Source organism: Shewanella electrica, assembly GCF_022321485.1.
Classification (GTDB): domain Bacteria; phylum Pseudomonadota; class Gammaproteobacteria; order Enterobacterales; family Shewanellaceae; genus Shewanella; species Shewanella electrica.
Genome location: NZ_JAKOGG010000014.1, coordinates 54,825 through 81,633, shown reverse-complemented (window position 1 = coordinate 81,633; position 26,809 = coordinate 54,825). Strand labels below are relative to the sequence as shown.

The following is a 26,809-nucleotide window of genomic DNA, read 5'->3' as shown; positions in this document are numbered from 1 at the left end:
GTACAGATGTTTAGCACCATTTGTCGTTCGTTGTGTCTCGCGGGCATCAGCTTAATCGTGCCATTCTGCAGTTACGCCAACTGCGACACGGTCAACTATCCCCTATCAACCGATCAGCAATTTATTGTCGATGCCAAGGGCTGCAAAGTGGTGTTGAAAAGCATCAACTGGTTTGGTGGCGAATCGGCAGCACTGACTGTTGGCGGTTTAGATAAACAACCACTGGCAACGTTGGTTGAGCTGATTAAGGAGGCTGGATTCAACTCAGTGCGGCTGCCATGGGCCAACGAGATGGTGGCTAGAAATCCGCGAATCGATGACACACTGCTCAGTGCTAATCCTCAGCTACAAGGGAAAACAGCCCTTGAGGTGTTTGATGAGATTATCGATACGTTTGGTGCAGCAGGTTTGATGGTAATTTTGGATAATCACCGTAGCCGCGGTGATTGGTGTTGCGATGACGTACATGGCGATGGTTTGTGGTACTCCAAAGACTACGCACCTGAGACATTTGCCCAACATTGGGTGTTTATGGCTAAGCGCTATCAAAACCGACCATTTGTGGTTGGCGCTGAATTACGCAATGAAGTTCGCCCAGATAAACAACTCGATTTAGTCCCAAGTTGGGGCGATGGCAACGCCGCTACCGACTGGAAAGCCGCCGCCACCCATGCCGGTAACGCCATCCTCAAGCAGAATCCCAACCTGCTGATCATTATTGGTGGCGTGCGCTGGCAAGTGGATTTGGCCGAAATAAAACACCGACCAATCACTTTAGCTACACCACATAAACTGGTGTACGTGGCGCACGATTATGTGTGGAATCATCCAGTTGGCAACTTGACCAATCCTGAAAACTTCGCCAAATTAGCGCTTAAGCGTTGGGAATTTGTACTCGAACCCAACAAACCATACACCGCACCGCTTTATATCAGCGAATGGGGTGGCTGTACGCAAACCGGCAACAACGGTGAGCGTTGCTCTGAAGATCGCTATCAGTTTGTATCTGCTTTTGCCCACTATCTCTGTGGATTGGGCGAAGAAACGCCTGTAAGTTGGGCCTATTGGCCACTTAATGCCACGCAAATGGCGGGATACAACCGTAACGAAGGCGACATAGAAACCTACGGTCTGCTGAAACCTGACTGGAAAACTTGGGCCTCGCCGGAATTGATGGCCCAGCTGTTTAGCAAACAATGTGGCCCGCAGTACTAATCGGTCACTCATTGGGGGCATACCACTGTTCAATCACTATCACGGTGATGCATCGTGTTACACGGCCTCTTTTTGTCTAAGCAAAACGCCAACATTATTGTTCATGGCCTTCTCGGGTGTGCGTATTGCTTGAACCGTTTGATAACTTTTAAAGCCAATGGAATGTACTTATGAAATGTATTTATGCGCTCGCCGCATTGTTTGGTTCACTGGCCGTTAACTGTAGCGCGTCCGCTAATACGGTCGATGCTCCCACGAATACTGAGTGGCAGGACTTGTCTGTATATCGGGTGAATGCACTCTCACCCAAAGCCACCTTTATTCCCTACGATACGCTCGCCAAGACCATAGCAGATGAACCGAGCCAATCGCCTTACTATCAAAATCTTAATGGGAAGTGGCAGTTTAAGTTGTATCCAAATCCCGCCGCAGTACCTGCCAACTTTTGGCAAGACGCCAAAGCCGTTAAACAGTGGATGCAAATGCCCGTGCCCGCCAACTGGCAAATGCACACCGACGATTACCCAAACTATGTGAATATCGGTTATTCCTTTCCAATGGACGCACCGCATGTGCCCAGTGACCACAATCCCACAGGCGCTTATGTTACCGAGTTCAACGTTGACCAACTGCGCCCCGACAGCCAACAAATTCTGCATTTCGGTGCGGTGAAATCCGCATTTTACGCTTGGCTCAACGGCAAATATTTGGGATACAGCGAAGGCAGTAAAACGCCAACGGAGTTTGACGTCAGCAAATTTATCAAGGCAGGAAACAACCAGCTGGCAGTAAAAGTCTTGCGCTTTAGCGATGGTAACTATCTAGAAGATCAAGATTTTTGGCGCGTCAGCGGCATTGAGCGTGATGTGTATCTTTATCAACAGCATGAACTGCATATTCGCGATTACTTTGCCAAAACCTCACTGACGAATAACTACCAAACGGGCGTACTGCAACTCACCTTGCAACTTGAAAATACGGGTGACCGCAGTTATCAAGAGCAACCGCTAAAGATACAGCTGTTTGATGCAAAACAGCAGTTGGTGCACGAACAACAAGTGCAATTTAGCCTTGATAAACATGCACAACGTGAACTAACTGCCCGCACCGAAATCCCCAATGTTGCTAAATGGTCGGCGGAAACCCCGAACCTGTACTCCATCGTGTTGTCACTGCCAGAGAGTAGCGCCAAAGCGGACTATATCGGCAGCAAAATTGGCTTTCGCCAAGTGGAACTGCGCGACGGACAAGTTCTGGTCAATGGACAACCAGTGTTGTTCAAAGGGGTAAACCGCCATGAGCATGATCAATTTGAAGCCCATGTCGTTAGCCACGAGTCTATGCTGCAAGACATTAAAATGTTCAAGCAGAACAACATTAATGCCGTACGCACCTCGCATTACCCTAACGATCCGTATCTGTATAAATTGGCCGACAAATACGGCATTTATGTGATTGATGAAGCCAATATTGAGAGCCACGGCTTTGGCTACGATTCAGATAAAACCCTAGCCAACAAACCAGAGTTTGAGCCGATGCACTTAGATCGCATCAAACGTATGGTCGAACGCGATAAAAACCACCCTTCCATTATCTTTTGGTCGCTTGGCAATGAAGCCGGTGATGGCCCAGCCTTTATTCACGGTTATCAATGGGTCAAACAACGGGATGACTCACGATTGGTGCAGTATGAACGCGCCGAGCGCCACCCAACCGACTTCCATGAATGGCACACCGATATCTACAGCTGGATGTATGCCGACCACAAATCCATTAAAGATTATCTTAGCCAAAAACCAGCACGCCCATTTATCTGGATTGAATACGCCCATGCCATGGGTAATAGCAGCGGAAACTTGAGTGACGATTGGAACATCGTGCGCGCAGAACCACAATTCCAAGGCGGCTTCATCTGGGATTGGGTCGACCAAGGCTTAGTGAAACACACCGCCGATGGTCAAGCATATTGGGGCTATGGTGGCGACTTTGAACCCAAGGGCGTACACAATGACGTTAACTTCTGCCTCAACGGTTTAGTCAATCCTGACCGTACACCTCACCCCGGGTTATTTGAGGTGAAAAAAGTCTACCAAGATCTGCATTTTAGCCATGTCAAAGGCGATACCTTTGCATTATTCAATGAAAACTTCTTTACCGACCTAAGCCGTTATCAAATCGGTTGGCGCCTGCTAGAAAATGGTCAACAAGTTGATCAAGGTGAGCTACAGCTGGCCGCACAGCCACAGCAAAAGATCAACTTTACTATTCCGGCACTGAGCAAACACACGGATACCTCGGCCGAACGCTTTATCGAGTTTTATGCCAAAGCTAAACAGGCTGACGATTTACTCGCAGCGGGTTGGGTATTATCCCAAGAGCAGATAGCGCTCACACAGTTGCAGCCTGTTGTGGTAGATGCGGCGTCATCAACTGACACCAGCATTCAACTTACCCAAGCGGAGAATGGCACACAGTTGCGCGTCGGTAACATTAACATCGGCTTTAACGCGCAAGGTTATCTCAGCGATTATCGTATCGGTAATGCCGCCATGCTCAGTCAGCCAGTCACGCTGAATTTCTGGCGCGCCGCCACCGATAATGACTTCGGTAATGGCATGCAACAGCGTGCTCAAGCATGGCATCAAGCGACGTTAAATCAACAGGGCAAAGGCCTAACCGTGGTATCTGCCACGCCGAAACTGGTTGTGTTACAGCAGCAAGTTAGTCTAGCCGCAGTTGATAGCCAAGCCACAGTGCAGTATCGCATCACGGCTGATGGCAAAGTGACCTTCAACCTCGACTTACCTTTAAAAGCACAGGCAGAGCCTAGCGAGATCCCGCGTATTGGTATGACGTTAGAAATGCCCGATGGTTTTGACAACGTGAATTATTACGGCCGTGGCCCGTTTGAAAACTATCAAGACCGCAAAACGGCGGCATTCGTTGGGTTGTATCAAAGCAAGGTCGCCGATTTAGGCTTTGCTTATATTCGTCCACAAGAGAATGGTAACCGCTCAGATGTACGCTGGAGTGAAATCAGTAATGCCAACGGTCAGGGACTGATCTTCAGTGCCATCAAAGGCCGTAAAGACTTACCACTGTTTGATTTCAGCGCTCATCATCAATACAACAGTGATTTTGATGCCGGACTGCAAAAAGCCCAGCGCCACACTATCGATATCATCGAGCGCCCGTTGACGACGGTAAATATTGATTATCAACAAAATGGTGTGGGTGGTGATGACAGTTGGGGCGCGAAAGCTCATTCGCAGTACCAACTGCAGCCGCAGCATTATCAATTTAGCTTTGCGATAGCACCGAAGACAGCTAACAAATAGTTCGGTTACAGCAAGAGAAGCGTCTAGTCAGGTACTAGGCGCTTTTTTTATGAGATCGGCTTGCGGTATCGCAATCGAGAAAGGTTTGCTACTTAGCAAAGAAAAAGGCCGCTCAATTTGAGCGGCCTTCTCGGAATATGGCGGAGGAGCAGGGATTTGAACCCTGGATAGGCTATAAACCTATGCCGGTTTTCAAGACCGGTGCATTCAACCACTCTGCCACCCCTCCGAACGCGGTGAATAATGCCCTAGCCGACCGCGCTTGTAAACTGCTTTTTTTAAGCTTTGAATCAACTGCTTAATAGATGCACATTGCGCTAGATTTATCGACATTTATTGGCGTTTTCAGCGGCTTTCAACAATAGGTGATATTAATACTGAACGCTGTGCAGCGCCCCATAGCCCAAAAACGTCATTGAGTCATGGCAACGTGAGAATGGTAAAAAAGAAGAAACTCGCAAAGAAAAAAGGCCGCTCAACTGAGCGACCTTTCCCGAATATGGCGGAGGAGCAGGGATTTGAACCCTGGATAGGCTATAAACCTATGCCGGTTTTCAAGACCGGTGCATTCAACCACTCTGCCACCCCTCCGGATGCCGCAAATAATATCCCTATCGAGCTGAGCTTGTAAACCCCTTTTTAAATGTATTGAATCAACTGGTTAACTGATGAACATCCCGCTGAAATATTGTGCCACTCTGCGAGTTTTTAACCACTGTCCGCTTGAGTTAGCGGCAAGATCTGAGTAACTTGCTGTATGAAAACAATTCACACCAACAAGGAATGCACATGCTGTCGGAACAATCATTTGAACTGATAGAACTGGTCGCCAAGCTTGGAAGCTTTACCTCTGCGGCTAATCATTTGAATAAAGTGCCTTCAGCAATCAGTTATGCAGTGAAGCAAATTGAAGAGGAAATTGGTGTTGAATTGTTTGAGCGGCACCATCGCAGCGTTAGCCTCACAGAAGCTGGCGAGCATTTTGTTAGCCACTCTAAAGGTGTGATGGCCTCCATTGCTTCGCTAAAACAAAGTACATTAGACATCAACAAAGGCTGGCGCCCTGCTCTAGCCATCGCGATTGACGGCATTGTCCGCGAAGACGGCATCAGTCATCTTATCCGCGCATTCTATCAACGCTTTACCGATGTTGAACTGCGGATTTACCGCGAGCAAGTCAACGGTTGCTGGCAAGCGCTCAGTGAACAACGTTGCCAAATTGCCATTGGCCCAGCATCGAACATTCCGGTCGGCGGCCCGTTTGAGTTTCGCAAATTGGCGCAACTGCACTGGCAATTTGTGGTGGCAGCCAAACACCCACTGGCACAGGTTGAACACATCAGCCTAACAGATTTGGTTGATTACCCTGCGATCTGTGTTAGCGATACCGCCTCAGACTACCCACGTTATCGTCGCGGCGTTGCTCCCGGACAACGGGCGCTGTCGGTGCCAGATTGGATTCGCGCAATTAACTGCGTGAAAGATGGTTTAGGTGTAGGCTTATTACCCGCCCACCTTATTGAGCCTTTTTTGGCAAACGGTAGTTTAGTGGCAAAATCTTGCGAACTGACGCTAGCCGATGGCGATAGCTTGTTAGTGTGGGATCGCAATGTGCAAAATGAGGCTATGAGTTGGTTAGTTGATTATTTAAGTAGCGATCAGCGCCTGGTCAACAGTTGGTTTTTACCAAATTAACCTTATATTCATAAAGTCATCGCACACTTAAACGTTAATTCACGGAACACTGATGCGATTCATCGGTCTGAATTAATAACGAATTTTAATTTCATCGGTAGCATAGGAGATCAACATGAATCAGCATGCAACCTACTCGATTAGCGCTTCAACCGAAGTCGTCAACAAAATGCTACGCAACACCTATATGTTGCTGGCAATGACACTGGCATTTTCTGCCGTATGTGCGGCGGTTGCCACCGCTATCGGCATTTCCCCCATCGCATCGCTGGTACTGTCCATTGGTGGCCTAGTATTGCTGTTTGTCACTTTGAGAAAAGCTGACTCCGCAGCAGGTCTGGCATGGATCTTTGCCTTTACCGGTGTCGAAGGTGCTTCACTCGGTCACCTGCTTAACACCTATTTAGGTATGAGCAACGGCCCGATGCTGATTATGCAAGCGCTGGGTTTAACCGCAGCAATCTTTGTTGCCTTGTCAGCCTACGCCGTAACCACCAAAAAAGATTTCTCGTTCATGCGCGGCTTCTTAGTTGCTGGCTTAGTGGTCGTGATTGTTGCAGCAATCATTAATATCTTCTTAGGCAACTCAGTGGTGTTTATGGCACTGAACGCCGGTGTCGCACTTTTGATGACCGGGTTCATTTTGTATGACACCAGCCGTATCGTAAACGGTGGCGAAACCAACTACATCCGCGCGACTATCTCGCTGTATTTGGATTTCCTCAACCTGTTCATCAGTATTTTGAATCTGTTGGGTATTAGCAACGACGATTAACCTGCTAAATCCGCTATTCTGCGTTAAAATGGCCCTCTTCAACCGAGGGCCATTTTTTTTATGCAGACGTTTATTATTTTGGTAAGCAGCACACCGTTAGCGCCAGCTAATGGCCTTAAAGCGATAAAATTCGCCCGTGCTGCGTTATCGAGTGGCCATCAGGTTCACAGTGTGTTTTTTCTAGGTGACGGTGTTTATCACGGTAACAGCCTGACATTGACACCGTCAGATGAAACGCCATTGCTAGCGGAGTGGCGCCAGCTACAGCAAGAATTTAATATTCCGCTGATCAATTGCGCTACCGCAGCGGCCCGTCGCGGAGTGTTAGCGGCGATGGAAGCACAAGAACACGGCTTAACTGCTAATCTTGATGCAGCTTTTATTGCTGGTGGTTTGGTCGAATTAGTCAAAGGCATTAGCCAGAGTGACCGTGTGGTGAGATTTTAATGAAACAGATCGCCGTGATTTTTCGTAGCGCACCGCATCGCAATGCGCGCGCGCGTGAAGGTTTAGAATTCGCCATGCTAGCCGCAAGTCTCGATCAACAAGTCAGCCTATTGTTTGTCAATGAAGGCATTTTTAACCTCCTGCCGCAGCAGGCTGAACTCATCGGCAATAAAGATTATCTGGCCACGTTCAAAGCGGTCGATTTCTATGACATTGAGCCGGTGATGATACTCGATACTTCACTCGCCCAATTTGGTATCGCCGCAACGCAATTGAGCTACGACGCTGAGGTGGTTGACCAACAGACCATGCAGCAGCATTTGCAGCAAGTTGATGAGGTACTGGTATTTTGATCCTACATCAATTCAACACATCGCTTAACGCCGACAACGCGTATCAAAGTGCCCTACCACTGATTGGTAACGACGACAGTTTGTTATTTATGGGCGAGGCGCTGTACGGCTTGTTACAACCTGAGTTATGTCGTCCCTCAGTGCCAACATATGTGTTAGCCGAGGATGTCATCGCACTTGGGCTGGAACAGCAGTTAGCACATTTCAAACAAATCGATTACGCGCAGTGGGTACACTTGACGCAAGCACATGACAAGGTTATTTCGTGGTAAACAGTATTGAATTTAATGGGCGCGAAATCGCCACCGACGCGCAAGGTTATCTCCTAGACGTTAACGACTGGCAGCCTGAGTTGGCACCTATTATTGCAGCCAAAGAAGAGATTGAATTAACCGATGCCCATTGGGAAGTGATTAATTTCGTGCGGGATTTCTACTTAGAATACAAAACCAGTCCAGCGATACGTGCGCTCGTTAAAGCTATGGGACAGAAGCTCGGCGAAGATAAAGGCAACTCCAAATATCTGTACAAGTTATTCCCCGTCGGCCCGGCTAAACAAGCCACTAAGATTGCAGGACTGCCGAAGCCCGCCAAATGTATTTAGGGGCTGCTTATCTTTGCTGAGTGTTTTTGCAGCAGACAGAGCGTGATTTAGGCAAGGCAGGTGATGTGCCGTGTAGTTATTCTCCACCAACAGCACCTAACGCTGAATAAATTGCGCTCTGTCGCTGTCCGAAGGGTTCATTTAAACGCCTCCTGAACTTTGTTGCCCCCAGCTTGCTTAGTTGACTAAGCATCGCAGGCCGCGCCTCGTTCATAACGCGTTTAATTTGAAAAAAATCAAACACTAAAGATAAACAGCCCCTCGCACAACGTTAGGAGCGCGCTCCGCAGCTCGAATCACCGCGTACCAGCGTAACAAACGTCGCGACCTTTTCTGGTATCGACTAATGCGCTGGTTGTTCAGTTTGATGCTGACGCTTTATCGTCCTTCGCCAGTATTGGCGCTTGGCAGTCAAGGACGGCGAATGTTGATTTCAGTTTGGCAACGCGCATGTGGCACCAGACCTGTTGGCTTAATGACATTGCTGCCAATCATCGGAACCGGTTTATGCGCTATGCAGGCACTAGCTGCCTCAATGTACTTACTGCTTTGAGTTCTAAGCTCAACGATGCCATGGCATCGCCCCCCCAAAACAACATCGGCGTCGTAGAAGCGATCCACAGCAACACAAAGCAAAAAGGTAGAGCGTGATGCTCTACCTTTTTCATTGGCTTACCAAACTTAACTAGCTCAGCCTTATCTGACCATCCGCTAGTTAAGGTTTTCCAACACCAGTACTGCGGCTTTTCCTAACGTCGCAAAAATTAATAGCAAGAACAATATTGCGACCACGACGTAGGATAATCTCTTAAGGTATCTACGACTGTCATTGTCCATTAACGACTAACCTATTTTTTCAATGCCACCCATGTATGAACGTAATGCTTCTGGCACTGTGATAGAACCATCAGCATTTTGATAGTTTTCTAATACCGCAACCAAGGTACGACCAACTGCCAAACCTGAACCGTTCAGGGTATGCAACAAGGTAGGTTTCTTATCGGCAACACCACGGTAACGCGCTTGCATACGGCGAGCTTGGAAGTCTTTCATGTTTGAACATGAAGAGATTTCGCGGTAAGTGTTTTGTGCTGGCAACCACACTTCCAAGTCATAAGTTTTAGCAGAACCGAAGCCCATGTCACCAGTACACAGGCTCATGACGCGATATGGCAAGTTCAACTTCTGCAGTACTTTTTCAGCATGGTTAGTCAGTTGCTCCAATGCGTCCATTGAATCTTCTGGTTTCACCAATTGCACCAGCTCAACTTTGTCGAATTGGTGTTGACGGATCAGGCCACGAGTATCACGGCCGTATGAACCCGCTTCACTGCGGAAACACGCGGTGTGAGCCGTCAGTTTTATTGGCAGGTCAGCTTCGTCGATGATCATATCGCGGGCTAAGTTGGTTAACGGCACTTCAGCGGTTGGGATCAAGTGCAAGCTCTGTGCTTCTTCAGTGGCAGGCTTGGTGTGGAACAGATCGGCTTCAAACTTAGGCAACTGACCGGTGCCATACAAGCTGTCGTCATTGACCAGCAAAGGCACATAAGTTTCAGTGTAACCGTGTTCATTGGTGTGCAGATCTAACATGAACTGCGCCAATGCGCGGTGCAGTTTAGCGATTTGGCCTTGCATTACCACAAAGCGTGAGCCGGTCAGTTTAACCGCACTTTTGAAATCCAGCCCTTTAACGCCTTCACCGAGATCCACATGATCTTTCACTTCAAAATCAAATTCGCGTGGTGTGCCCCAGCGACGTACTTCAACGTTTTCGCTTTCGTCACGACCCACTGGAACGGATTCGTCCGGCAGGTTTGGCATGCCCAACGCTACCGCTTCCACTTCTTTAAGCAATGCAGCAAGCTCGTTTTGTTTAGCTGCAAGCTTTTCGCCCAGATCACCTACCTGCGCCATGATGGGGGCGACGTCTTCGCCGCGCGACTTGGCCTGACCGATCGATTTGGAAATTGCATTACGTGAAGCTTGTAGTTCTTCAGTTTCTACCTGAAGCGCCTTACGAGTTTCTTCAAGCTTGGTAAGTTTTGAAACGTCTAGAATAAAACCACGGGTCGCCAAACGCTCGGCCGTCGTTGCCAGTTCATTACGCAGATATTTAGGATCTAACATTTTTTAATCTTTATTCGTTATACGCGTGAAAGAATCAATTGTTGTCCGAGATACACCATCAAAAGACAGATGATCAGGTTCAACGCCACATTTAAAAATGCCTTTAACAACTCACCGCCTTGGATGAGCATTAAGGTCTCATTTGAAAAAGTTGAAAATGTTGTCAACGCGCCCATAAAACCAACGCCCAACAATGCCTTAACTTCAGGTGAAATATGACTAAGTTGAGATAGCGCGGCAACAATTCCCATCAGAAATGAGCCAAGTACATTAACAGCCAGTGTACCAAAAGGAAAACTACTACCAAATAGCTGGATCATAAATATCGAGATTGAGTAGCGCAAAACTGCACCACCTGCACCGCCAAGTGCCACCCAAACCAGATTATTCATAACGTTTCCTTTGACTTGCTTGGTCCAACTGCTGCAGTTGCTTTAATTTATCTTGCATCCGCTTTTCAAAACCGCGATTGGTCGGATGATAAAATTGACTGTCTTTTAGCGATTCAGGCAAGTAATTTTCACCCGCCGCATAGGCATTATCTTCGTTATGGGCGTAGCGATAATCTTCGCCTGCGCCGATCGATGCCAGCAATTTCGTCGGGGCATTGCGCAAATGCATCGGTACCGGTTCATTACCAGTTTCGCGAGCTAATTTACGTGCGGCAGCAAAGGCGGTATAAACCGCATTGCTTTTCGGTGCAACCGCCAGATAAACAATAGCTTGCGCTATCGCGCGCTCACCTTCAGCTGGGCCAACGCGGTGGAAACAATCCCATGCATTGAGTGCGACGGTCATCGCCGTTGGGTCAGCATTGCCCACATCTTCGGACGCTATCGCCAGCAGGCGTCTAGCTACATAGAGCGGATCACACCCGCCTTCGAGCATGCGGCCATACCAGTAAAGTGCGCCATCGGGCGATGAACCGCGAATCGATTTATGTACGGCGGAGATCAGGTCGTAATACTGGTCGCCATTTTTATCAAACCCCGCCAACTGTTCGCCAGCAACTTGTGTCAGCAAATCTTTGCTGAACACGCCACCGTCTGGCAGCATATCTGCCATCAATTCCAGCAAGTTAAGTGCTCGGCGCGCATCACCATCAACGGTGTCGGCGAGTTGCTGTTGAACCTCAGCAGGCATGTGCAATTGGCGTTTACCTAAACCGCGCGCGGCATCGGTCAATGCTTGTTGCACTATGACGCCGATTTCAGCGTCAGTCAGGCGCTTAATCAGATACACCCTAACACGGCTAAGTAAGGCGTTATTGATCTCAAATGAGGGATTTTCGGTGGTGGCACCGACAAAAATCACCGTGCCATCTTCAATAAATGGCAAAAACGCATCTTGCTGACTCTTGTTGAAGCGATGCACCTCATCGACAAACAGCAAGGTACGTTGGCCGCGCGACTGCGCTACGCTTTTGGCATGTTCAATTGCGGTGCGGATCTCTTTAACACCTGAACTGACCGCGGAGATGCGTTCAACGTGGGCGTTGGCATAATTGGCGATCAGTTCAGCCAGCGTGGTTTTACCGGTGCCCGGTGGGCCCCAAAACATCATCGAATGCGCTTTGCCTGCTTGCAGCGCTGTGCGCAGTGCTTGGCCTTCACCTAAAATATGCGATTGTCCCACATATTCTTCTAACGTTTGCGGCCGCATTCTCGCCGCTAACGGGCGAAAATCGGGCGCAAAATCAAAACCTAAATTATCCATACTCGCTTGCCGTTATTGACCGCGTTGATCGTCAACCGACACGCCTTCTGGCACTGTAAAGGTAAAGATAGGCGCAGAGGCTTTGATCGGCTGTTGGGCGCTTAACGCAAATTCACTGTGATTACCTTGATTATCGTTTAACGAAATCTCTGTCAGCTTGTTGCCATCAAAACATACGCTTACCGTTTGCACGCCAGCATCTTGGCTTTTTGGATCGATGGTATAGCAGTTGTTTTGTGCTTTGATATCAAAATCATTCCACACGCTTGCATCGCGGTGCACCAGCAAGGTCATGGGTGAGGTGGCAATCGCTTGGTCGAGTGGTAATACGCTGACCTCTTCGGCAAATGGATTGTAGATCCATACATCTTTGCCGTCGGCAACAATCAAAGATTCATCGGGTTGTTGCAGGTGCCAATAAAAATGATTCGGCTGTGCCAATGCCAGTGAGCCGGTGCCAGACTGGATCACTTTCTGGTTTACGTCGGTAACCGTTTGCTTAAATTCCGCTTGAAAGCCGGGGTTAGCATCAAGTTTTTGCTGTAACTGCTCAGCTGGCGTGGCGGCAATGGCCGATGTGGCACACAAGCTCAACGCTACAAACATTAATCGCGTCATGATTACCTCTTTTATTATGACTTCGGTGGTGGCGGAGCTAAGACTTCGCGGTTGCCATTATGGCCTTGGGCACTGACGATGCCCTGCATTTCCATCTGTTCGATGATCCGTGCCGCGCGGTTATAACCAATTTTGAATTTACGCTGCACGCTGGAGATTGAACCGCGGCGAGTTTCGGTAACAAACGCTACCGCTTCGTCATACAGTTCATCGTACTCTTCATCGCCGTTTTCAGCAGCTTCGCCCGGTAACAGAACTTGTTCACCTTCCGATGAACCGTTAAGGATCTCATCAATATATTGCGGCTTACCACGCGCGTGCCAGTCGTGGACGACGGCATGAACTTCATCGTCATCGATAAAGGCGCCATGCACTCGGATTGGTACGCTAGTGCCCGGTGGCAAATACAACATGTCACCCATACCTAACAGGGTTTCTGCACCTTGTTGATCGAGAATGGTACGAGAATCGATGCGGGATGATACTTGGAACGCAATCCGCGTTGGAATGTTTGCTTTAATCAAGCCGGTGATCACATCAACCGATGGGCGCTGAGTTGCCAAAATCAGGTGGATACCCGCAGCACGCGCTTTTTGAGCGATACGAGCAATCAACTCTTCCACTTTCTTACCGACAATCATCATCATGTCGGCAAATTCGTCAACCACCACGACGATAGACGGCAATTTTTCCAACGCTGGCGCTTCATCTTCCATACTTTGGTCAGCACGCCACAGCGGATCTTGGATCACTTCGCCCTCTTCTGCCGCGTTATCAATCTTAGCGTTAAAGCCTTTAAGGTTACGCACGCCCAGCGCCGACATCAGCTTATAACGGCGTTCCATTTCACCAACGCACCAACGCAAGGCGTTGGACGCTTCTTTCATGTCGGTTACCACTTCACAAAGTAGATGCGGAATGCCTTCATAAACTGACAGTTCCAGCATTTTCGGGTCGATCATGATAAAGCGCACTTCATCAGGAGAAGACTTGTACAGCAAGCTGGTGATCATCACGTTCACACCAACTGACTTACCAGAGCCTGTGGTACCGGCAACCAGCAAGTGTGGCATTTTCGCCAAATCAACCACCACGGGTTCGCCTGCAATATCTTGCCCCAACACCATGGTGAGGTTGGATTTATTGGTTTTAAAGGCTTCGCAATCGAGTACATCGCGCAGGAATACGGTTTCGCGGAATTTATTGGGCAGCTCCAAGCCGACATAAGCTTTGCCCGGAATAACTTCGACCACTCGCACGCTTTCGGCTAGGAGTGAACGGGCCAAGTCCTTCGACAGGTTAGAAATCTTAGACGCCTTAACGCCAGGCGCCAATTCCAGCTCAAACCGGGTAATCACCGGACCAGGAAATACGCCAACGACATTGGCAGTAATGTTGAAGTCAGCCAACTTGAGTTCCACCAAGCGCGCCACTTGCTGCAACTCGTCTTGAGAAATCGGGTTTTGTTTGCGATTTGGCACGTTCAGCAAATCGATGCTTGGCAATGGCGTATCAGGTTTGGCTCGCGCGATAGGCTCTTGCCCCGGAATAACGATAATGCCATTTTCTACGCGCGCCTTTTGCGCATCCAATTTACGTTGTTTGAAATTACTGGTGGTGCCAGTAGAACGCGCCGTTTCAAACGCATCATCTAGCGGTTCAATCACCGTGTTGTCGTCTTCCGCATGATGCATGTGAATTACGGGTTCAACGCGAGTATTGGTAGGGGTTATATTGTCAGCGTCGTCTTGTTCTGCTGCTTTCTTACGGACAAAACGTGACAACAGGCCCGATTTTTGCTGCGGTTCATCATTTTCGTCAGTATCGTCTTCGTCAATATCTTCAACGACTTCGGGCTGACGTTTTGCAGGCGTTTTAATCGCTTGTTCTTCAAGCTCTGCGGCATCACGGCGTTGCTTAAACTTCTCGACAACTGACATAAAGCCTTGAGTATCTTTGGTTTCTTTGGCTGAGGAAAAGGCTTGCGGAATGTTGCCCATTTTTTTGACCGCCCACAAGGTGCCATAGCCAATCGACTCCACCAAAGCGATCATGCTGATACCCGTCATCAAGGTAAAACCGGCACAAACAAAACACAGCAACAACAAGGTAGTACCAAGCTGGTTAAAATACGGCAGCATGGCTTGCCAAATCACATCCCCCGTGACGCCACCGGCAGAGAATTCGTAGATATCATTCGCATTCATCGAGGCCAAGGCAGCCAGACTGGTCATTAGCAATAAGAAGCCAACAATTCGTAGTCCGACAGAAAAATAATCAACGCGGGTTAACTCGTAGCTACGGCGGAATAATAGCCAGCCTAAGGCGACGATCACGAGCGGAATACAATAGGCGGTATAACCAAGGAAATAGAACAGCACGTCGGCTGTCCATGCACCGACGGCACCTGTGAGGTTCTTAATATCGCCACTGAATCGAGATTGGCTCCAACCCGGATCAGACGGGTTAAAACTGCCCAGTGACAATAGAATGTAAACGGCTGCAACGCCACAGATTATCAAGCCGATTTCCTGCAAGCGTTGCAGGCCGGACAAGGTTTTAATGCTTTTTCCCTGAGACAAGCTGGTATCCATCGAAGCAAATATTAAACTGCAGCTAAGATACCAGAATCTGCCACAAAGTGCAGTGGTCCTCAGCCAATTGAGAGCACAAGCATAGCTTTTTGAAGTTGAAGGGAAATTGAACAGTAAGAAAGTTGTCTTTTATCGAAATAAAAGACAACTTGGATAGTGCTTACAACTCAATCGCGATGCGATTGCTTTGTTTTACTTCTTCCATGACCACGTAGGTACGAGTGTCAGAAACCGCTGGCAGCTTCAGCAGGGTTTCCCCTAGCAGTTTGCGATACGCAGACATATCTTCAACTCGTGTTTTCAACAGGTAATCGAAATCACCTGATACTAAGTGACACTCCTGAATATCATCGAGGTATTGTACGGCGCGATTAAACTTATCAAAAACGTCAGGCGTATCGCGGTTAAGAGTTATCTCTACAAAAATCAGTAGCGAAGCCCCCAATAACTGCGGATTAACCTGAGCGTTATATCCCTTGATATATCCCTGCTTTTCTAAGCGTTTAACCCGTTCCAGACAAGGAGTAGGACTCAGTCCTACCCGTTTTGAAAGTTCGACGTTCGACATACGACCATCGTTCTGTAGCTCATTAAGGATGTTACGGTCGATTCTATCGAGGTCTTTCATAGTGCTCTTTTTAATTTCGGCCATTTTTTTAACCTTGTTTTATCACTAAAACAATATTTAATTTCGCGTATGTTGGAACTTTAGCAACATTATCTGTTGCGAGAATAATATACTAGAAAACCCTGATGCATGACATCAGGAGTTAATTATAACAAATATCTTACTCTCGACAGATGTGTTTTATACACGAGGCTCTACATATGAAAATTGGTGTACCAAAAGAGATAAAAAACCATGAATACCGCGTAGGTATGGTGCCGTCCGCCGTGAAGGAACTTACCCTACAAGGGCATCAGGTTTTCATTGAGCAAAATGCCGGTGCAGGCATTGGTTTTAGCGACCAAGCGTACATTGATGCGGGCGCGGAAGTCCTTGCCACAGCTGCAGAAATCTTTGCCATCGCAGAGATGATTGTCAAAGTTAAAGAGCCATTGGCGGTTGAGCGCGCCATGCTCAAGCACGATCAGATTTTATTTACTTATCTGCATTTAGCGCCAGATTTGCCACAAACTGAAGATTTATTAAAAAGTGGCGCGGTTTGTATTGCTTACGAAACCGTGACAGATGACCGCGGCGGTCTGCCTTTGTTGGCGCCAATGTCAGAAGTTGCTGGTCGTATGTCGATCCAAGCTGGTGCGATGGCACTGGAAAAATCACACGGCGGTCGCGGTATGTTACTCGGTGGTGTGCCGGGCGTGGCTCCTGCAAAAGTAGTGATTATCGGTGGTGGCATGGTGGGTACTAACGCAGCGCAAATCGCCATTGGTATGGGCGCGGATGTTACCGTGGTTGACCGTTCAATTGACGCACTGCGTCGTTTGAATGCGCAATTTGGCGCAGCACTGAAAACCGTTTACTCAACCGCTGATGCCATCGAAAAATTGGTGTTAGAAGCTGACTTAGTGATTGGCGGAGTGCTCATCCCTGGCGCAGCGGCGCCTAAGCTTATCACTAAAGAGATGGTCGCTAAGATGAAACCGGGCAGCGCGATTGTCGACGTAGCCATCGACCAAGGTGGTTGTGTTGAAACGTCCAAAGCGACGACTCACCAAGATCCTACCTACATCGTCGATGACGTGGTGCATTATTGCGTGGCAAACATGCCGGGCGCGGTTGCGCGTACTTCAACCTTCGCGCTGAACAGTGCCACCCTGCCCTACATTTTGAAACTGGCTAAGCTCGGTTATAAAGAAGCGTTGATGCACGATAGACACCTGCTGAATGGCCTAAACGTGATGCACGGCAAACTGACTTGTCGTGAAGTTGCAGAGGCGCATGGGTTGGAATATACCCCAGCGACCACCATATTGTGATAACGCAGCAAAGTTCTTGATTAAAAAGGAGCCAATGGCTCCTTTTTTCGATTACAGCAATCATGAATATTCCTTTACGCTGGCTTTACCACTGCGACTAAATTACCTAAAATCCATGCCACTATATAGAACAGACGGAGCTTAAAATGAGCGAATCCAAACACTGTCATCTGCTGATCCTCGGTTCAGGCCCAGCTGGCTACACCGCGGCGGTTTATGCTGCGCGCGCCAACCTGAATCCGGTGATGATCACTGGTATGCAACAAGGCGGACAGTTGACCACCACCACAGAAGTGGAAAACTGGCCTGGCGATGCAGATGATCTTACCGGACCGCTGCTGATGGAACGTATGCAAAAGCATGCGGAGAAGTTCAACACTGAGATCATCTTCGATCACATCAACAACGTTGACCTGTCTAAGCGCCCATTCACTTTAGTTGGTGATAACGGCAGCTATACATGTGACGCACTGATCGTAACGACTGGCGCATCAGCGAAATACCTCGGTCTGCCTTCAGAAGAATCATTCAAAGGCCGCGGTGTATCTGCGTGTGCAACTTGTGACGGTTTCTTCTACCGCAACCAGAAAGTTGCCGTTATCGGTGGTGGTAACACTGCGGTTGAAGAAGCACTGTACTTGTCAAATATCGCTGCTGAAGTACACGTTATTCACCGTCGTGACACCTTCCGCTCTGAAAAAATCCTGATTGACCGCATGATGGATAAAGTAGCTAACGGCAATATCGTACTGCACTTAGATAGCACGCTTGATGAAGTGGTTGGCGATGACATGGGCGTAACCGGGGTAAAACTGAAAAGCACTAAAGACGGTAGCATTAGCGATTTAGACGTTGCTGGCGTGTTTGTAGCTATCGGTCACAGCCCAAACACCGGCATCTTCGAAGGCCAATTGGAAATGAACAATGGCTACCTGAAAGTGCAAAGCGGCCTGCAAGGCAACGCCACCCAAACTAGCGTTGAAGGTGTATTTGCTGCTGGTGACGTCATGGACCAACATTATCGTCAAGCCATTACCTCTGCCGGTACCGGTTGTATGGCGGCGTTGGATGCCGAGCGTTATCTGGACGCACAAAAGTAAGGTCAACAGCCCCTAAATGTAAAAAAGCCAGCAATTTCATGCTGGCTTTTTCTTAGGACGTTGTACGGTCCCGCAATAACTTAGCCTTTAAGTGCCTGCTTGATTAACGCTTGTGCTTCACTCAACAAGCTCGCTAAGTGCTCTTCGCTGATAAAGCTTTCTGCATACACTTTGTATAGTGCTTCAGTACCTGATGGACGCGCGGCAAACCAGCCGTTAGCGGTATTCACTTTAATGCCGCCAATCGCCGCGCCGTTACCGGGGGCATGAGTCAGCACGCTTTCAATCGCTTCACCAGCCAATTCGGTCGCGCCTAACGTGTCGGCATTCAGATCACCAAATTTGGCTTTCTGTTTTGGACTGATCGGGCTATCAACACGGCTGTAGTAACTGGTGCCGTATTCTTTGATAAGTTCTTGGTAACGTACAGCGGGCGTTTTGCCGGTAACGGCCAAAATTTCTGCCGCCAGTAAACCAAGAATGATACCGTCTTTATCGGTACACCAGGTGGTGCCATCAAAACGTAAGAATGCAGCACCGGCACTCTCTTCGCCGCCAAACGCGAATGAGCCATCGGCCAAGCCATCAACAAACCATTTAAAACCTACAGGGACTTCACAAAGGTTACGCTGGTGACCCGCCACAATCCGGTCGATCAATGCACTCGATACCAACGTTTTACCGATTTTAAGTTCCGCCGACCATTGCGGACGATGGGTCAGCAAATAATCGATCGCCACGGCTAAATAATGGTTCGGATTCATCAAACCATAATGTGGGCACACAATACCGTGACGGTCGTAATCGGGATCGTTCCCCAAACACAGATCAAATTCGTCTTGGTGTTTCAGCAAACCGGTCATGGCATAAGGTGACGAGCAATCCATGCGGATCTTGCCGTCTTTATCGAGCGGCATAAAACCAAAAGTCGGATCGACTTTGTCATTGACCAAAGTGACGTTGATACCAAACTCTTTGGCAATAACATCCCAATAGTAGATACCAGAGCCACCGAGTGGATCGACGCCAATCTTGATACCGGCTTTGGCAATCGCCTTAACATCAACCACGTTAGCCAAATCTTGCACGTATGGCGTAATCAAATCGCGTTCTTGCACTAGGCCAGCGGTTTTCGCTACGCCGTAATTAAGCTTTTTGATGCCCTCAAGACGATTTTTTAAATACTGATTAGCACGATCTTGGATCCAACTGGTGACTTGCCCTTCAGCGGGGCCACCATGAGGAGGATTATATTTGATACCACCATCCTGCGGCGGATTGTGCGACGGCGTAATAATCAGACCATCGGCCAAATCGGCGGCGTCTTTCGTTTTGCCTTTATTGGCACAGACGATGGCATGTGAAACAACCGGTGTTGGTGTGAAACTCTCGTTTTGCTGCACCACCACTTTCACATCATTCGCCACGAGGACTTCTAACGCAGAGATATAAGCCGCTTGCGATAAGGCATGGGTGTCCATCCCCAAAAATAGCTCACCGTTGATGCCCGCTTGCTGGCGGTAATCAACCGTTGCTTGAGCAATTGCCCAAATATGGTTTTGGTTAAAGCTACTTAATAGTGCTGAGCCACGGTGGCCAGAGGTACCAAAACTGACTTGCTCCGCCGCGTTGTCCACATTGGGAACGAGGCGATAATACAAACTCATCAGTTTGGGAATGTTGATAAGGTCTTGCTGTTCGGCAACTTTGCCTGCGCGGTCATGAATAGCCAAAATGTCCTCTCTTTCCTTGAAATGAAACCAATTAAGCCTATTTCGATGCGGTCGATTCCGATACTACCGGCGTAGGCAAAGCCTGATTAGCTAACGCTTGTGCAGCTGTTTCGCTGCTACCTAACGCCAAAATGGCTTCAGTCAAGATAGCTTGTTTCTTGGCGGTATTGTTGTTGGTAGTGACCCAATAGCCGCTGTTACCAATCTCTTTTGGGTTGCTCGATTGGCTTGCTTGCAATAACTCTTCTTTCGAGCGAGCAAAATACAATCTACCGCGACCTTGAACCTGTAACACTGCGGCGAATTTACTTGGTGCTTGCTGTTGTAAGCTGCTCAATGCGAACAGGAAACGACCTACAGCACCTTTTTGTTCGTCCAATTGCGCTTGGCTGAATTGGAATTCAGTAGCGTTAAGCTCGGGTTCGTCAGGCAATGAATTAGGCTGATAATTGGATTCTAAACTTGGTTGACTTACCGTAACCGCTACAGGCTGACTCGCTTCTGAATCAGTCATCGGCAGCGACAGCAAACGGCGCAGAATGTCGGATGCGCTCTCACCGATTTTTTCAGTTTTGCTGGCAATAAAACGATAAAGTTCTTCATCTATTTCAATATATTTCATGCTATTCCCTGACATACGAATGCGATAACTTTTCGCAGTAGAAGCGTTTTCTTTTTAGTGAAAGCAGTATGCCATAAACCTTTAATAGCGACATGATTTCTCCATAAAAATTTCGCGTTATAACAAGCCAACGTGTGTCGATTGAATAAATTTGCCGCAATAAATTAAGTGAATCCAACTTGTCACTCCCGCAACCATGGCCCACAATAGCCGCCTCCTATTGAATCGGAACATATAGTAACGCTGCATGGTACATTTTATTGATACTGGCGCGGGCTTTCCCGTCGTGCTTATTCATGGCTTGTTTGGTGATTGTGACAATCTCAAAGGATTAGGGCGCGAGTTAGAAAGCCGCTATCGCACCATTCGCGTCGACTGCCCCAATCACGGCCAAAGCCCGCAAATCAGTCCAATGACATATCCAGCAATGGCCGCTGAAATCATAGCGACGTTAGACTCACTAGCGATTGATAGCTTTTATGTTGTCGGTCATTCCATGGGCGGTAAAATCGCCATGACGTTGGCTTTAAATTATCCTGAGCGCGTTAAAGCGCTGGTCGCTGCCGATATCGCTCCAGTGAGTTATCCGCCGCACCACGACAAAGTCTTTGCTGGCCTAACGTCGATGGCTACAGACGTCAAAGACCGCCGCGCTGCCCTTGCCCATCTGTTATCCCACGATATTGATGAAGCGACTGCCCAATTCTTGCTGAAAAGCTTACGGCGTGGTGATGCGGGTTTTGGCTGGAAATTCAATCTTGCAGAGCTGATCAATAGTTACGATCACATTGTTGGTTGGTTCAACACTGATGCTAGCACAGCGAAAGCCTACCAAGGCCCTGCCTTATTTGTACGGGGTGGTGACTCAAATTACGTCTTGGCAGAGTATACCGCTGAAGTGAAGCGACAGTTTCCGCAAGTTAGCGCCAAGACCATTCAGGGCACGGGTCACTGGCTTCATGCCCAGAAACCGGCAGTGTTTAATCGGATTGTCAGCGAATTTATCGACAACTGTTCAGCAAATACTTAACAGTGTATGGCTGATAGCGGGAGGCTGTGATATATTCCCGCTTCTTTTACGCAAGGGATTTTGCTTAAGCGTTTGATCCCGTGTGAGTAGCTAGGCTTCGGTAACGCGCAGTTATAATAAGAAACATGGCAAAAGAATCAACTGACAGAACCACGATCGACCTTTTTGCCAATGAAAAGCGACGTGGACGTCCAAGAAGTAATCCACTTCCTCGTGAGCAGCAGTTACGGGTTAACAAACGTAACCAAATTAAACGTGATCGAGAGAAGGGATTAAAACGGATAGAGTTAAAGGTGTCACAAGAATTGTATGACGCCTTGAATGAGAAAGCTTCCGACAGTAACATCAGCCGCAGTCAGCTAATTGAGATCATTCTTCAGGACACTCTGACTCGGCAGTATTGAGCGATCTCAGACTTTTTTGAGTATTTAGATTAACTAAAGGAAAGACAATGGCAACTGTAGGTCTTTTTTTCGGTAGCGACACAGGTAACACTGAAGCTGTCGCCCAGATGATCCAGAAAAAACTGGGCGAGAAAATGGTCGCCGTAAAAGATATTGCCAAGAGTACCAAAGAGGATATCGCGTCATACGATTTATTGCTCCTCGGCATTCCAACTTGGTACTACGGCGAAGCCCAATGTGATTGGGACGACTTCTTCCCAGAACTGGAAAAAATTGATTTTACCGACAAACTGGTAGCAATTTTCGGTTGTGGTGACCAAGAAGATTACGCAGAGTACTTCTTAGATGCGATGGGTACCATTCGCGATATCGTAGAAGCACGCGGCGCCATCATCATCGGTCATTGGCCAACTGAGAGCTACGATTTTGAAGCGTCAAAAGCGTTGGTAGACGACAAACATTTTGTCGGCTTAGGTATTGATGAAGACCGTCAACCAGAGCTTACCGAAGAACGTGTTGATGCTTGGGTTAAGCAGATTTATGACGAAATGTGCTTAAGCGAGCTTGAAGACTAACTTCCGGCTAAAGGAATAGATAAAAGGCGGCGTTGAGCCGCCTTTTTTGTGAAGATCATGAACAACGTAAGTGTTTCCCCAACTCCCGGCCAACATTGGGATATCTTCTGCACCGTGGTCGATAACTATGGTGATATCGGTGTTACTTGGCGTTTAGCCAAACAGCTCGCCAATGAATATCAACAACCAGTTAATCTTTGGGTCGACGACCTGCGTAGCTTTCAATTCATTCTGCCAGAACTAGACATCACGCTGATCGAGCAACAGCATCACCACGTCAATATCATCAAGTGGGACCAGCCTCTCAGCCGCCCGTGGCAAGCTGGCAGTGTGTTAATCGAAGCTTTTGCCTGTGACCTGCCCGCAGAAATCATTGACGCCACCGCAGTAATTAAGCCTTTTCCACTCTGGATTAACTTAGAGTACTTAAGTGCTGAAAGCTGGATAGATGATTGCCATGGATTGAACTCTCCTGTGAAAAACGGCGTAAAGAAACGCTTTTTCTTCCCGGGTTTTTCCGAAAAATCTGGCGGTCTGTTGTGTGAAAAAAACTTGTTTGCACAATGCGATGCTTGGCAAGCCAATAATCAACGCGTTCAGCTGTTGCAACGCTTAGGTGTTGATAACGTAGGCGCAAATGATCGGCTAATCAGCCTGTTCAGTTATGAGAGTTCGGCCATAAATGCCTTGTGTCAGCAGCTTATTACTGGGCAACAGCTCACTCACCTATTCGTCCCGCAAGGACGGGCGCTGACCTCGGTCGCTGATGCATTAGCCACCACAACGGCAGCGTTGGGCAAACAACAGCATTACCAGCAAGGTCAATTGGCGTTACATATCCTGCCAATGACCAATCAAGAACAGTACGATCAACTATTGTGGTCTTGCGATCTGAACATCGTGCGCGGCGAGGATTCTTTCCTGCGCGCGCAGTGGGCTGGCAAACCTTTTATCTGGCACATTTATCCGCAAGATGAAGATGCACATATTGATAAATTACAAGCATTTATGCAGCGTTATTGTCAGCAACTGCCTTTAGACGCTGCAAACACCTGGCAACAGCTAAATTTAGCCTTTAATCAAAATGACCCATTAGCCTTCAGCACTCATTGGCAATCGCTGCAACATCATGAAGTTACGCTCGATAAGCATGCGAAAATTTGGCCAAAAACTGCAATAAACCACGCAGATCTCGCTAAGAGGCTAGTGCAAATGGTGAAAAACGGCTAAGATGCTGCGCTGTAGTGAAAAACCGTGAAATATAGGAATCTAGGTAATGAAAACTGCTCAGGAAGTCCGCGCAGGTAACGTAATTATGGTTGACGGTAACCCAATGGTGGTTCTGAAAACCGAATACAACAAATCTGGCCGTAACGCTGCGGTTTGTAAAATGAAACTGAAGAACCTGTTGCTGGGTTCAGGTACTGAAACTGTGTTCAAAGCGGATGACAAATTAGAAGACATCCAACTGGAACGCTTGGAATGTACTTATTCCTACTTTGCCGATCCAATGTATGTATTCATGGACGCAGAATTTAACCAATACGACGTTGAAGCTGAAAACATGGGCGACGCTATCAACTATATCGTAGATGGTATGGAAGAAATCTGTCAGGTAACTTTCTACGAAGGTAAAGCAATCTCTGTTGAATTGCCTACAACTATCGTTCGTGAAGTTGGTTACACTGAACCAGCAGCTCGTGGCGATACCACCGGTAAAGTAATGAAACCAGCTAAACTGGTTAACTCAGAACTGACCGTGATGGTTGCTGACTTCGTTAAAGAAGGCGACAAAATCGAAATCGATACCCGTACTGGCGAATTCAAAAAACGCGTGTAATCGGTACCGATATTCGTTGAAAAACCAGCACTTAGTGCTGGTTTTTTATTGCCTAAATTCAAGCAAATGTTATTCCTTTGTTGGTAAACGGACTGACACTGATCAGCTCATTTACCCAAGAAAAAAGCCCCAAACGGGGCTTTAACGAACAATGCGGTTGGCACATCAAGCAATGATAATAAAGCCAACAAATGCTAATGCCGCGGCAATCAGTGCATACGGTAGCTGTGTTACCGCATGGCTCACCAAATTACAGCCCGAACCTTGCGCTGCCAATACGGTTGAGTCGGAATAGAAACACGCTTGGCTACCAAATGACGACGCCGACAGCAGCGCACCAATCACCAGCGGAATATCCGCCCCAACCGACTGTGCTAACGGCATGACAATCGGGATAGTCACCGCAAAAATGCCCCAACTTGAACCAGTGGCGAAAGCCAGCACAGCCATGGCAACAAAGACGATCGCGGGCAGCATGGATGCCGTCATGTAAGGACTCAATGAATCGATAACATATTGCGGCAACAATAACTGATCGCAGACATCTTTAAATACGAAAGCGGCAATTACAGTACCGATCGCCGGCAACATGCTTTTAAAGCCGTCGATCATTTGATCCATCATTTCCGACAATGGCATCAGGCGTTGAATACCGTAATAAGGTAAGGTGATAACCAAGGTGGCTAACAAGCCTTTCCATACATCGATATCGAAGTAGACAGTAAAGCCAACCAGCATAAACATCGGCACCAAGAAGTTGTGCAATTGCCCTTGTTTATCCGCCGCCTCAAACTCCTCTTCCATCGCTTTGACAGCATATTCGTCTGACGTGATAACTTCGTCTAAGTCCACTTGCTCTTTGGCCGGTGTACCAGCCTGTGCTGCCAACTCCGCCTTTTTCATTGGACCAATGGCAGGCACAATACGTAATGCCACCAACAGCACCATAATCACGGCTAACCAAGCATACAGCATGTATGGAATGGCCTGCATATAAACATGAATGCCCTCGCCCTTTTCCGCTACGCCATTATCAACCAACAAACCACCGAAGAATACTGCCCACGTTGACACAGGTACGATGACGCACACTGGCGCCGCAGTGGAGTCAACAATATAAGCGAGCATTTCACGGGAGATTTTAAAACGGTCGGTCACGCGCTTCATGGTTTCGCCCACGGTCAGCGCATTGAGGTAGTCATCAATAAAAATCACAATGCCGAGGATAAAAGTCATCAATAATGATGAACGCGGTCCTTTAGCAAAACGCATCGCATTACGGCCAAAGGCCAATGCGCCGCCGGTTCTCACCAGCAAAGCGATTAAAGCACCGAAGCCCCCGCATACCAGAATCAACCAACCAATGGTTTCATCCTGCATCACATTTAATGAAGCGGTGGCAAAATTATCTAGCACACTGCTTGGGTCAAGCAGTAATAATCCAGTTACAGCACCGATGATTAGCGCCAAAATGGGCCGACGTAACCATACGGCAAACACCAACACCACGATTGGTGGAATAAGACTTAACGCAGTCGGCTCTGACATAAACGTAAATCCTCAAAGATACCTGAACGGTAAAGGTATAAAATGTAGCAGTCTTCAGCACCGAATCTGCCGCTATCTGTTTTATTTTGTTCCGTCACATTAGCGCACTGCTGATGTTTTAGACGTTTTTATTAAAACATCGGCGAGAAAATAAAACGCTTTTTCCACTGAGTCAACCAAATATCTATGCTGTGAACCAAATGCGCATTTTTTGCCTAGAAAAATTGATATATTCAAATATAAATCATAAGGTTACAAACCGCCTTACTGAGAACCTTTCAGTGGTAGTCATTCACTTATGACGAATGAATAACAACAGTTACCATAACTAACGTCCACAAACCTTTGTTGCCGTAGGAAATGTTGAAAGATGCATCAATTTCAGATTTTTGTGTTATCAAAAAGTCACATTATTAAATTTCTAAGATTATTCATCTAAGGCCAATCTAAAATATTTTAATAAGTGCTTTTTATATAGCAGGAAATTGGCTATTGTTGCAGGCCAACTTCTATCAAAAGCCATCAACTTCG

The 26,809-nt window shown here is 47.7% G+C and carries 24 protein-coding genes and 2 tRNA genes; 15 read left to right on the top strand and 11 right to left on the bottom strand.

What is annotated here, in order from left to right; all coding sequences use genetic code 11:
* The first annotated feature begins 6 nt into the window (after nt 1-6).
* Nucleotides 7-1,215, top strand: a complete 1,209-nt coding sequence (locus tag L9G74_RS16075) for a glycoside hydrolase family 5 protein (protein WP_238897437.1) — start codon at nt 7-9, stop codon at nt 1,213-1,215.
* Between the two features lie 170 nt (nt 1,216-1,385).
* On the top strand, nt 1,386-4,553 hold the full coding sequence (gene lacZ / locus L9G74_RS16070) for a beta-galactosidase, LacZ type (protein ID WP_238897436.1): 3,168 nt from the start codon (nt 1,386-1,388) through the stop codon (nt 4,551-4,553).
* A 138-nt stretch (nt 4,554-4,691) separates the two neighbouring features.
* Here the strand turns inward: lacZ and L9G74_RS16065 are convergent.
* A tRNA-Ser gene (locus L9G74_RS16065) sits at nt 4,692-4,782 on the bottom strand.
* A 271-nt stretch (nt 4,783-5,053) separates the two neighbouring features.
* Nucleotides 5,054-5,144: transfer RNA gene (locus L9G74_RS16060), tRNA-Ser, on the bottom strand.
* Between the two features lie 198 nt (nt 5,145-5,342).
* On the opposite strand from L9G74_RS16060, the gene punR reads away from it, so the two are divergent.
* From punR to L9G74_RS16030, 6 genes are all read left to right on the top strand, one after another.
* The gene (gene punR, locus L9G74_RS16055) at nt 5,343-6,248 is read left to right on the top strand and encodes a DNA-binding transcriptional activator PunR (RefSeq protein ID WP_238897435.1); all 906 of its coding nucleotides are present in this window, start codon (nt 5,343-5,345) and stop codon (nt 6,246-6,248) included.
* 115 nt (nt 6,249-6,363) lie between these two features.
* Nucleotides 6,364-7,023, top strand: a complete 660-nt coding sequence (locus L9G74_RS16050) for a Bax inhibitor-1/YccA family protein (RefSeq protein ID WP_238897433.1) — start codon at nt 6,364-6,366, stop codon at nt 7,021-7,023.
* Between the two features lie 60 nt (nt 7,024-7,083).
* Nucleotides 7,084-7,470, top strand: a complete 387-nt coding sequence (tusD, locus tag L9G74_RS16045) for a sulfurtransferase complex subunit TusD (protein WP_238897432.1) — start codon at nt 7,084-7,086, stop codon at nt 7,468-7,470.
* Entirely contained in the window at nt 7,470-7,823 is a 354-nt protein-coding gene (gene tusC, locus L9G74_RS16040) for a sulfurtransferase complex subunit TusC (protein WP_238897431.1), read from the top strand. The genes tusD and tusC overlap by 1 nt, the downstream gene beginning before the upstream one ends.
* On the top strand, nt 7,820-8,095 hold the full coding sequence (tusB, locus tag L9G74_RS16035; RefSeq protein ID WP_238897429.1) for a sulfurtransferase complex subunit TusB: 276 nt from the start codon (nt 7,820-7,822) through the stop codon (nt 8,093-8,095). The genes tusC and tusB overlap by 4 nt, the downstream gene beginning before the upstream one ends.
* Complete coding sequence (locus tag L9G74_RS16030; protein WP_238897427.1) at nt 8,089-8,427, top strand: TusE/DsrC/DsvC family sulfur relay protein; 339 nt, start codon at nt 8,089-8,091, stop codon at nt 8,425-8,427. The genes tusB and L9G74_RS16030 overlap by 7 nt, the downstream gene beginning before the upstream one ends.
* 843 nt (nt 8,428-9,270) lie before the next feature.
* Here L9G74_RS16030 and serS read toward each other — a convergent pair.
* From serS to lrp, 6 genes are all read right to left on the bottom strand, one after another.
* Nucleotides 9,271-10,557 carry a serine--tRNA ligase gene (serS, locus tag L9G74_RS16025; protein ID WP_238897426.1) on the bottom strand — a complete coding sequence of 429 codons (1,287 nt, stop codon included), beginning with the start codon at nt 10,555-10,557 and terminating at the stop codon, nt 9,271-9,273.
* 17 nt (nt 10,558-10,574) lie between these two features.
* Entirely contained in the window at nt 10,575-10,949 is a 375-nt protein-coding gene (gene crcB / locus L9G74_RS16020) for a fluoride efflux transporter CrcB (RefSeq protein WP_238897425.1), read from the bottom strand.
* On the bottom strand, nt 10,942-12,273 hold the full coding sequence (locus L9G74_RS16015) for a replication-associated recombination protein A (RefSeq protein ID WP_238897423.1): 1,332 nt from the start codon (nt 12,271-12,273) through the stop codon (nt 10,942-10,944). Before L9G74_RS16015 ends, crcB begins: the two co-directional genes overlap by 8 nt.
* A 12-nt stretch (nt 12,274-12,285) precedes the next feature.
* Complete coding sequence (lolA, locus tag L9G74_RS16010) at nt 12,286-12,891, bottom strand: outer membrane lipoprotein periplasmic chaperone LolA (protein ID WP_238897422.1); 606 nt, start codon at nt 12,889-12,891, stop codon at nt 12,286-12,288.
* A gap of 14 nt (nt 12,892-12,905) precedes the next feature.
* Nucleotides 12,906-15,473, bottom strand: coding sequence for a DNA translocase FtsK (locus tag L9G74_RS16005; RefSeq protein ID WP_238897421.1), 2,568 nt, complete (start codon nt 15,471-15,473; stop codon nt 12,906-12,908).
* Between the two features lie 172 nt (nt 15,474-15,645).
* Nucleotides 15,646-16,137, bottom strand: a complete 492-nt coding sequence (gene lrp / locus L9G74_RS16000) for a leucine-responsive transcriptional regulator Lrp (RefSeq protein ID WP_238897420.1) — start codon at nt 16,135-16,137, stop codon at nt 15,646-15,648.
* A 176-nt stretch (nt 16,138-16,313) separates the two neighbouring features.
* On the opposite strand from lrp, the gene ald reads away from it, so the two are divergent.
* Nucleotides 16,314-17,426 carry an alanine dehydrogenase gene (gene ald, locus L9G74_RS15995; RefSeq protein WP_238897416.1) on the top strand — a complete coding sequence of 371 codons (1,113 nt, stop codon included), beginning with the start codon at nt 16,314-16,316 and terminating at the stop codon, nt 17,424-17,426.
* A 146-nt stretch (nt 17,427-17,572) separates the two neighbouring features.
* Entirely contained in the window at nt 17,573-18,526 is a 954-nt protein-coding gene (gene trxB / locus L9G74_RS15990; protein WP_238897415.1) for a thioredoxin-disulfide reductase, read from the top strand.
* 80 nt (nt 18,527-18,606) lie between these two features.
* Here trxB and pgm read toward each other — a convergent pair whose 3' ends face one another.
* A complete protein-coding gene (gene pgm, locus L9G74_RS15985; protein WP_238897414.1) occupies nt 18,607-20,259 on the bottom strand; it encodes a phosphoglucomutase (alpha-D-glucose-1,6-bisphosphate-dependent) in 1,653 nt (550 codons plus the stop codon).
* 37 nt (nt 20,260-20,296) lie between these two features.
* The gene (gene seqA / locus L9G74_RS15980; protein WP_238897411.1) at nt 20,297-20,881 is read right to left on the bottom strand and encodes a replication initiation negative regulator SeqA; all 585 of its coding nucleotides are present in this window, start codon (nt 20,879-20,881) and stop codon (nt 20,297-20,299) included.
* A 247-nt stretch (nt 20,882-21,128) separates the two neighbouring features.
* Here seqA and L9G74_RS15975 point away from each other — a divergent pair, with 247 nt between their 5' ends.
* From L9G74_RS15975 to efp, 5 genes are all read left to right on the top strand, one after another.
* Nucleotides 21,129-21,911, top strand: a complete 783-nt coding sequence (locus L9G74_RS15975; protein ID WP_238897409.1) for an alpha/beta fold hydrolase — start codon at nt 21,129-21,131, stop codon at nt 21,909-21,911.
* A 125-nt stretch (nt 21,912-22,036) separates the two neighbouring features.
* On the top strand, nt 22,037-22,315 hold the full coding sequence (ybfE, locus tag L9G74_RS15970; RefSeq protein WP_238897408.1) for a LexA regulated protein: 279 nt from the start codon (nt 22,037-22,039) through the stop codon (nt 22,313-22,315).
* A 47-nt stretch (nt 22,316-22,362) separates the two neighbouring features.
* Complete coding sequence (fldA, locus tag L9G74_RS15965) at nt 22,363-22,890, top strand: flavodoxin FldA (protein ID WP_238897406.1); 528 nt, start codon at nt 22,363-22,365, stop codon at nt 22,888-22,890.
* 57 nt (nt 22,891-22,947) lie between these two features.
* Entirely contained in the window at nt 22,948-24,120 is a 1,173-nt protein-coding gene (gene earP / locus L9G74_RS15960; RefSeq protein WP_238897404.1) for an elongation factor P maturation arginine rhamnosyltransferase EarP, read from the top strand.
* A gap of 46 nt (nt 24,121-24,166) precedes the next feature.
* Nucleotides 24,167-24,730, top strand: a complete 564-nt coding sequence (efp, locus tag L9G74_RS15955; protein WP_238897402.1) for an elongation factor P — start codon at nt 24,167-24,169, stop codon at nt 24,728-24,730.
* A gap of 165 nt (nt 24,731-24,895) precedes the next feature.
* Here efp and L9G74_RS15950 read toward each other — a convergent pair whose 3' ends face one another.
* Nucleotides 24,896-26,278 carry a Na+/H+ antiporter NhaC family protein gene (locus L9G74_RS15950; RefSeq protein WP_238897400.1) on the bottom strand — a complete coding sequence of 461 codons (1,383 nt, stop codon included), beginning with the start codon at nt 26,276-26,278 and terminating at the stop codon, nt 24,896-24,898.
* Nucleotides 26,279-26,809: the final 531 nt, after the last annotated feature.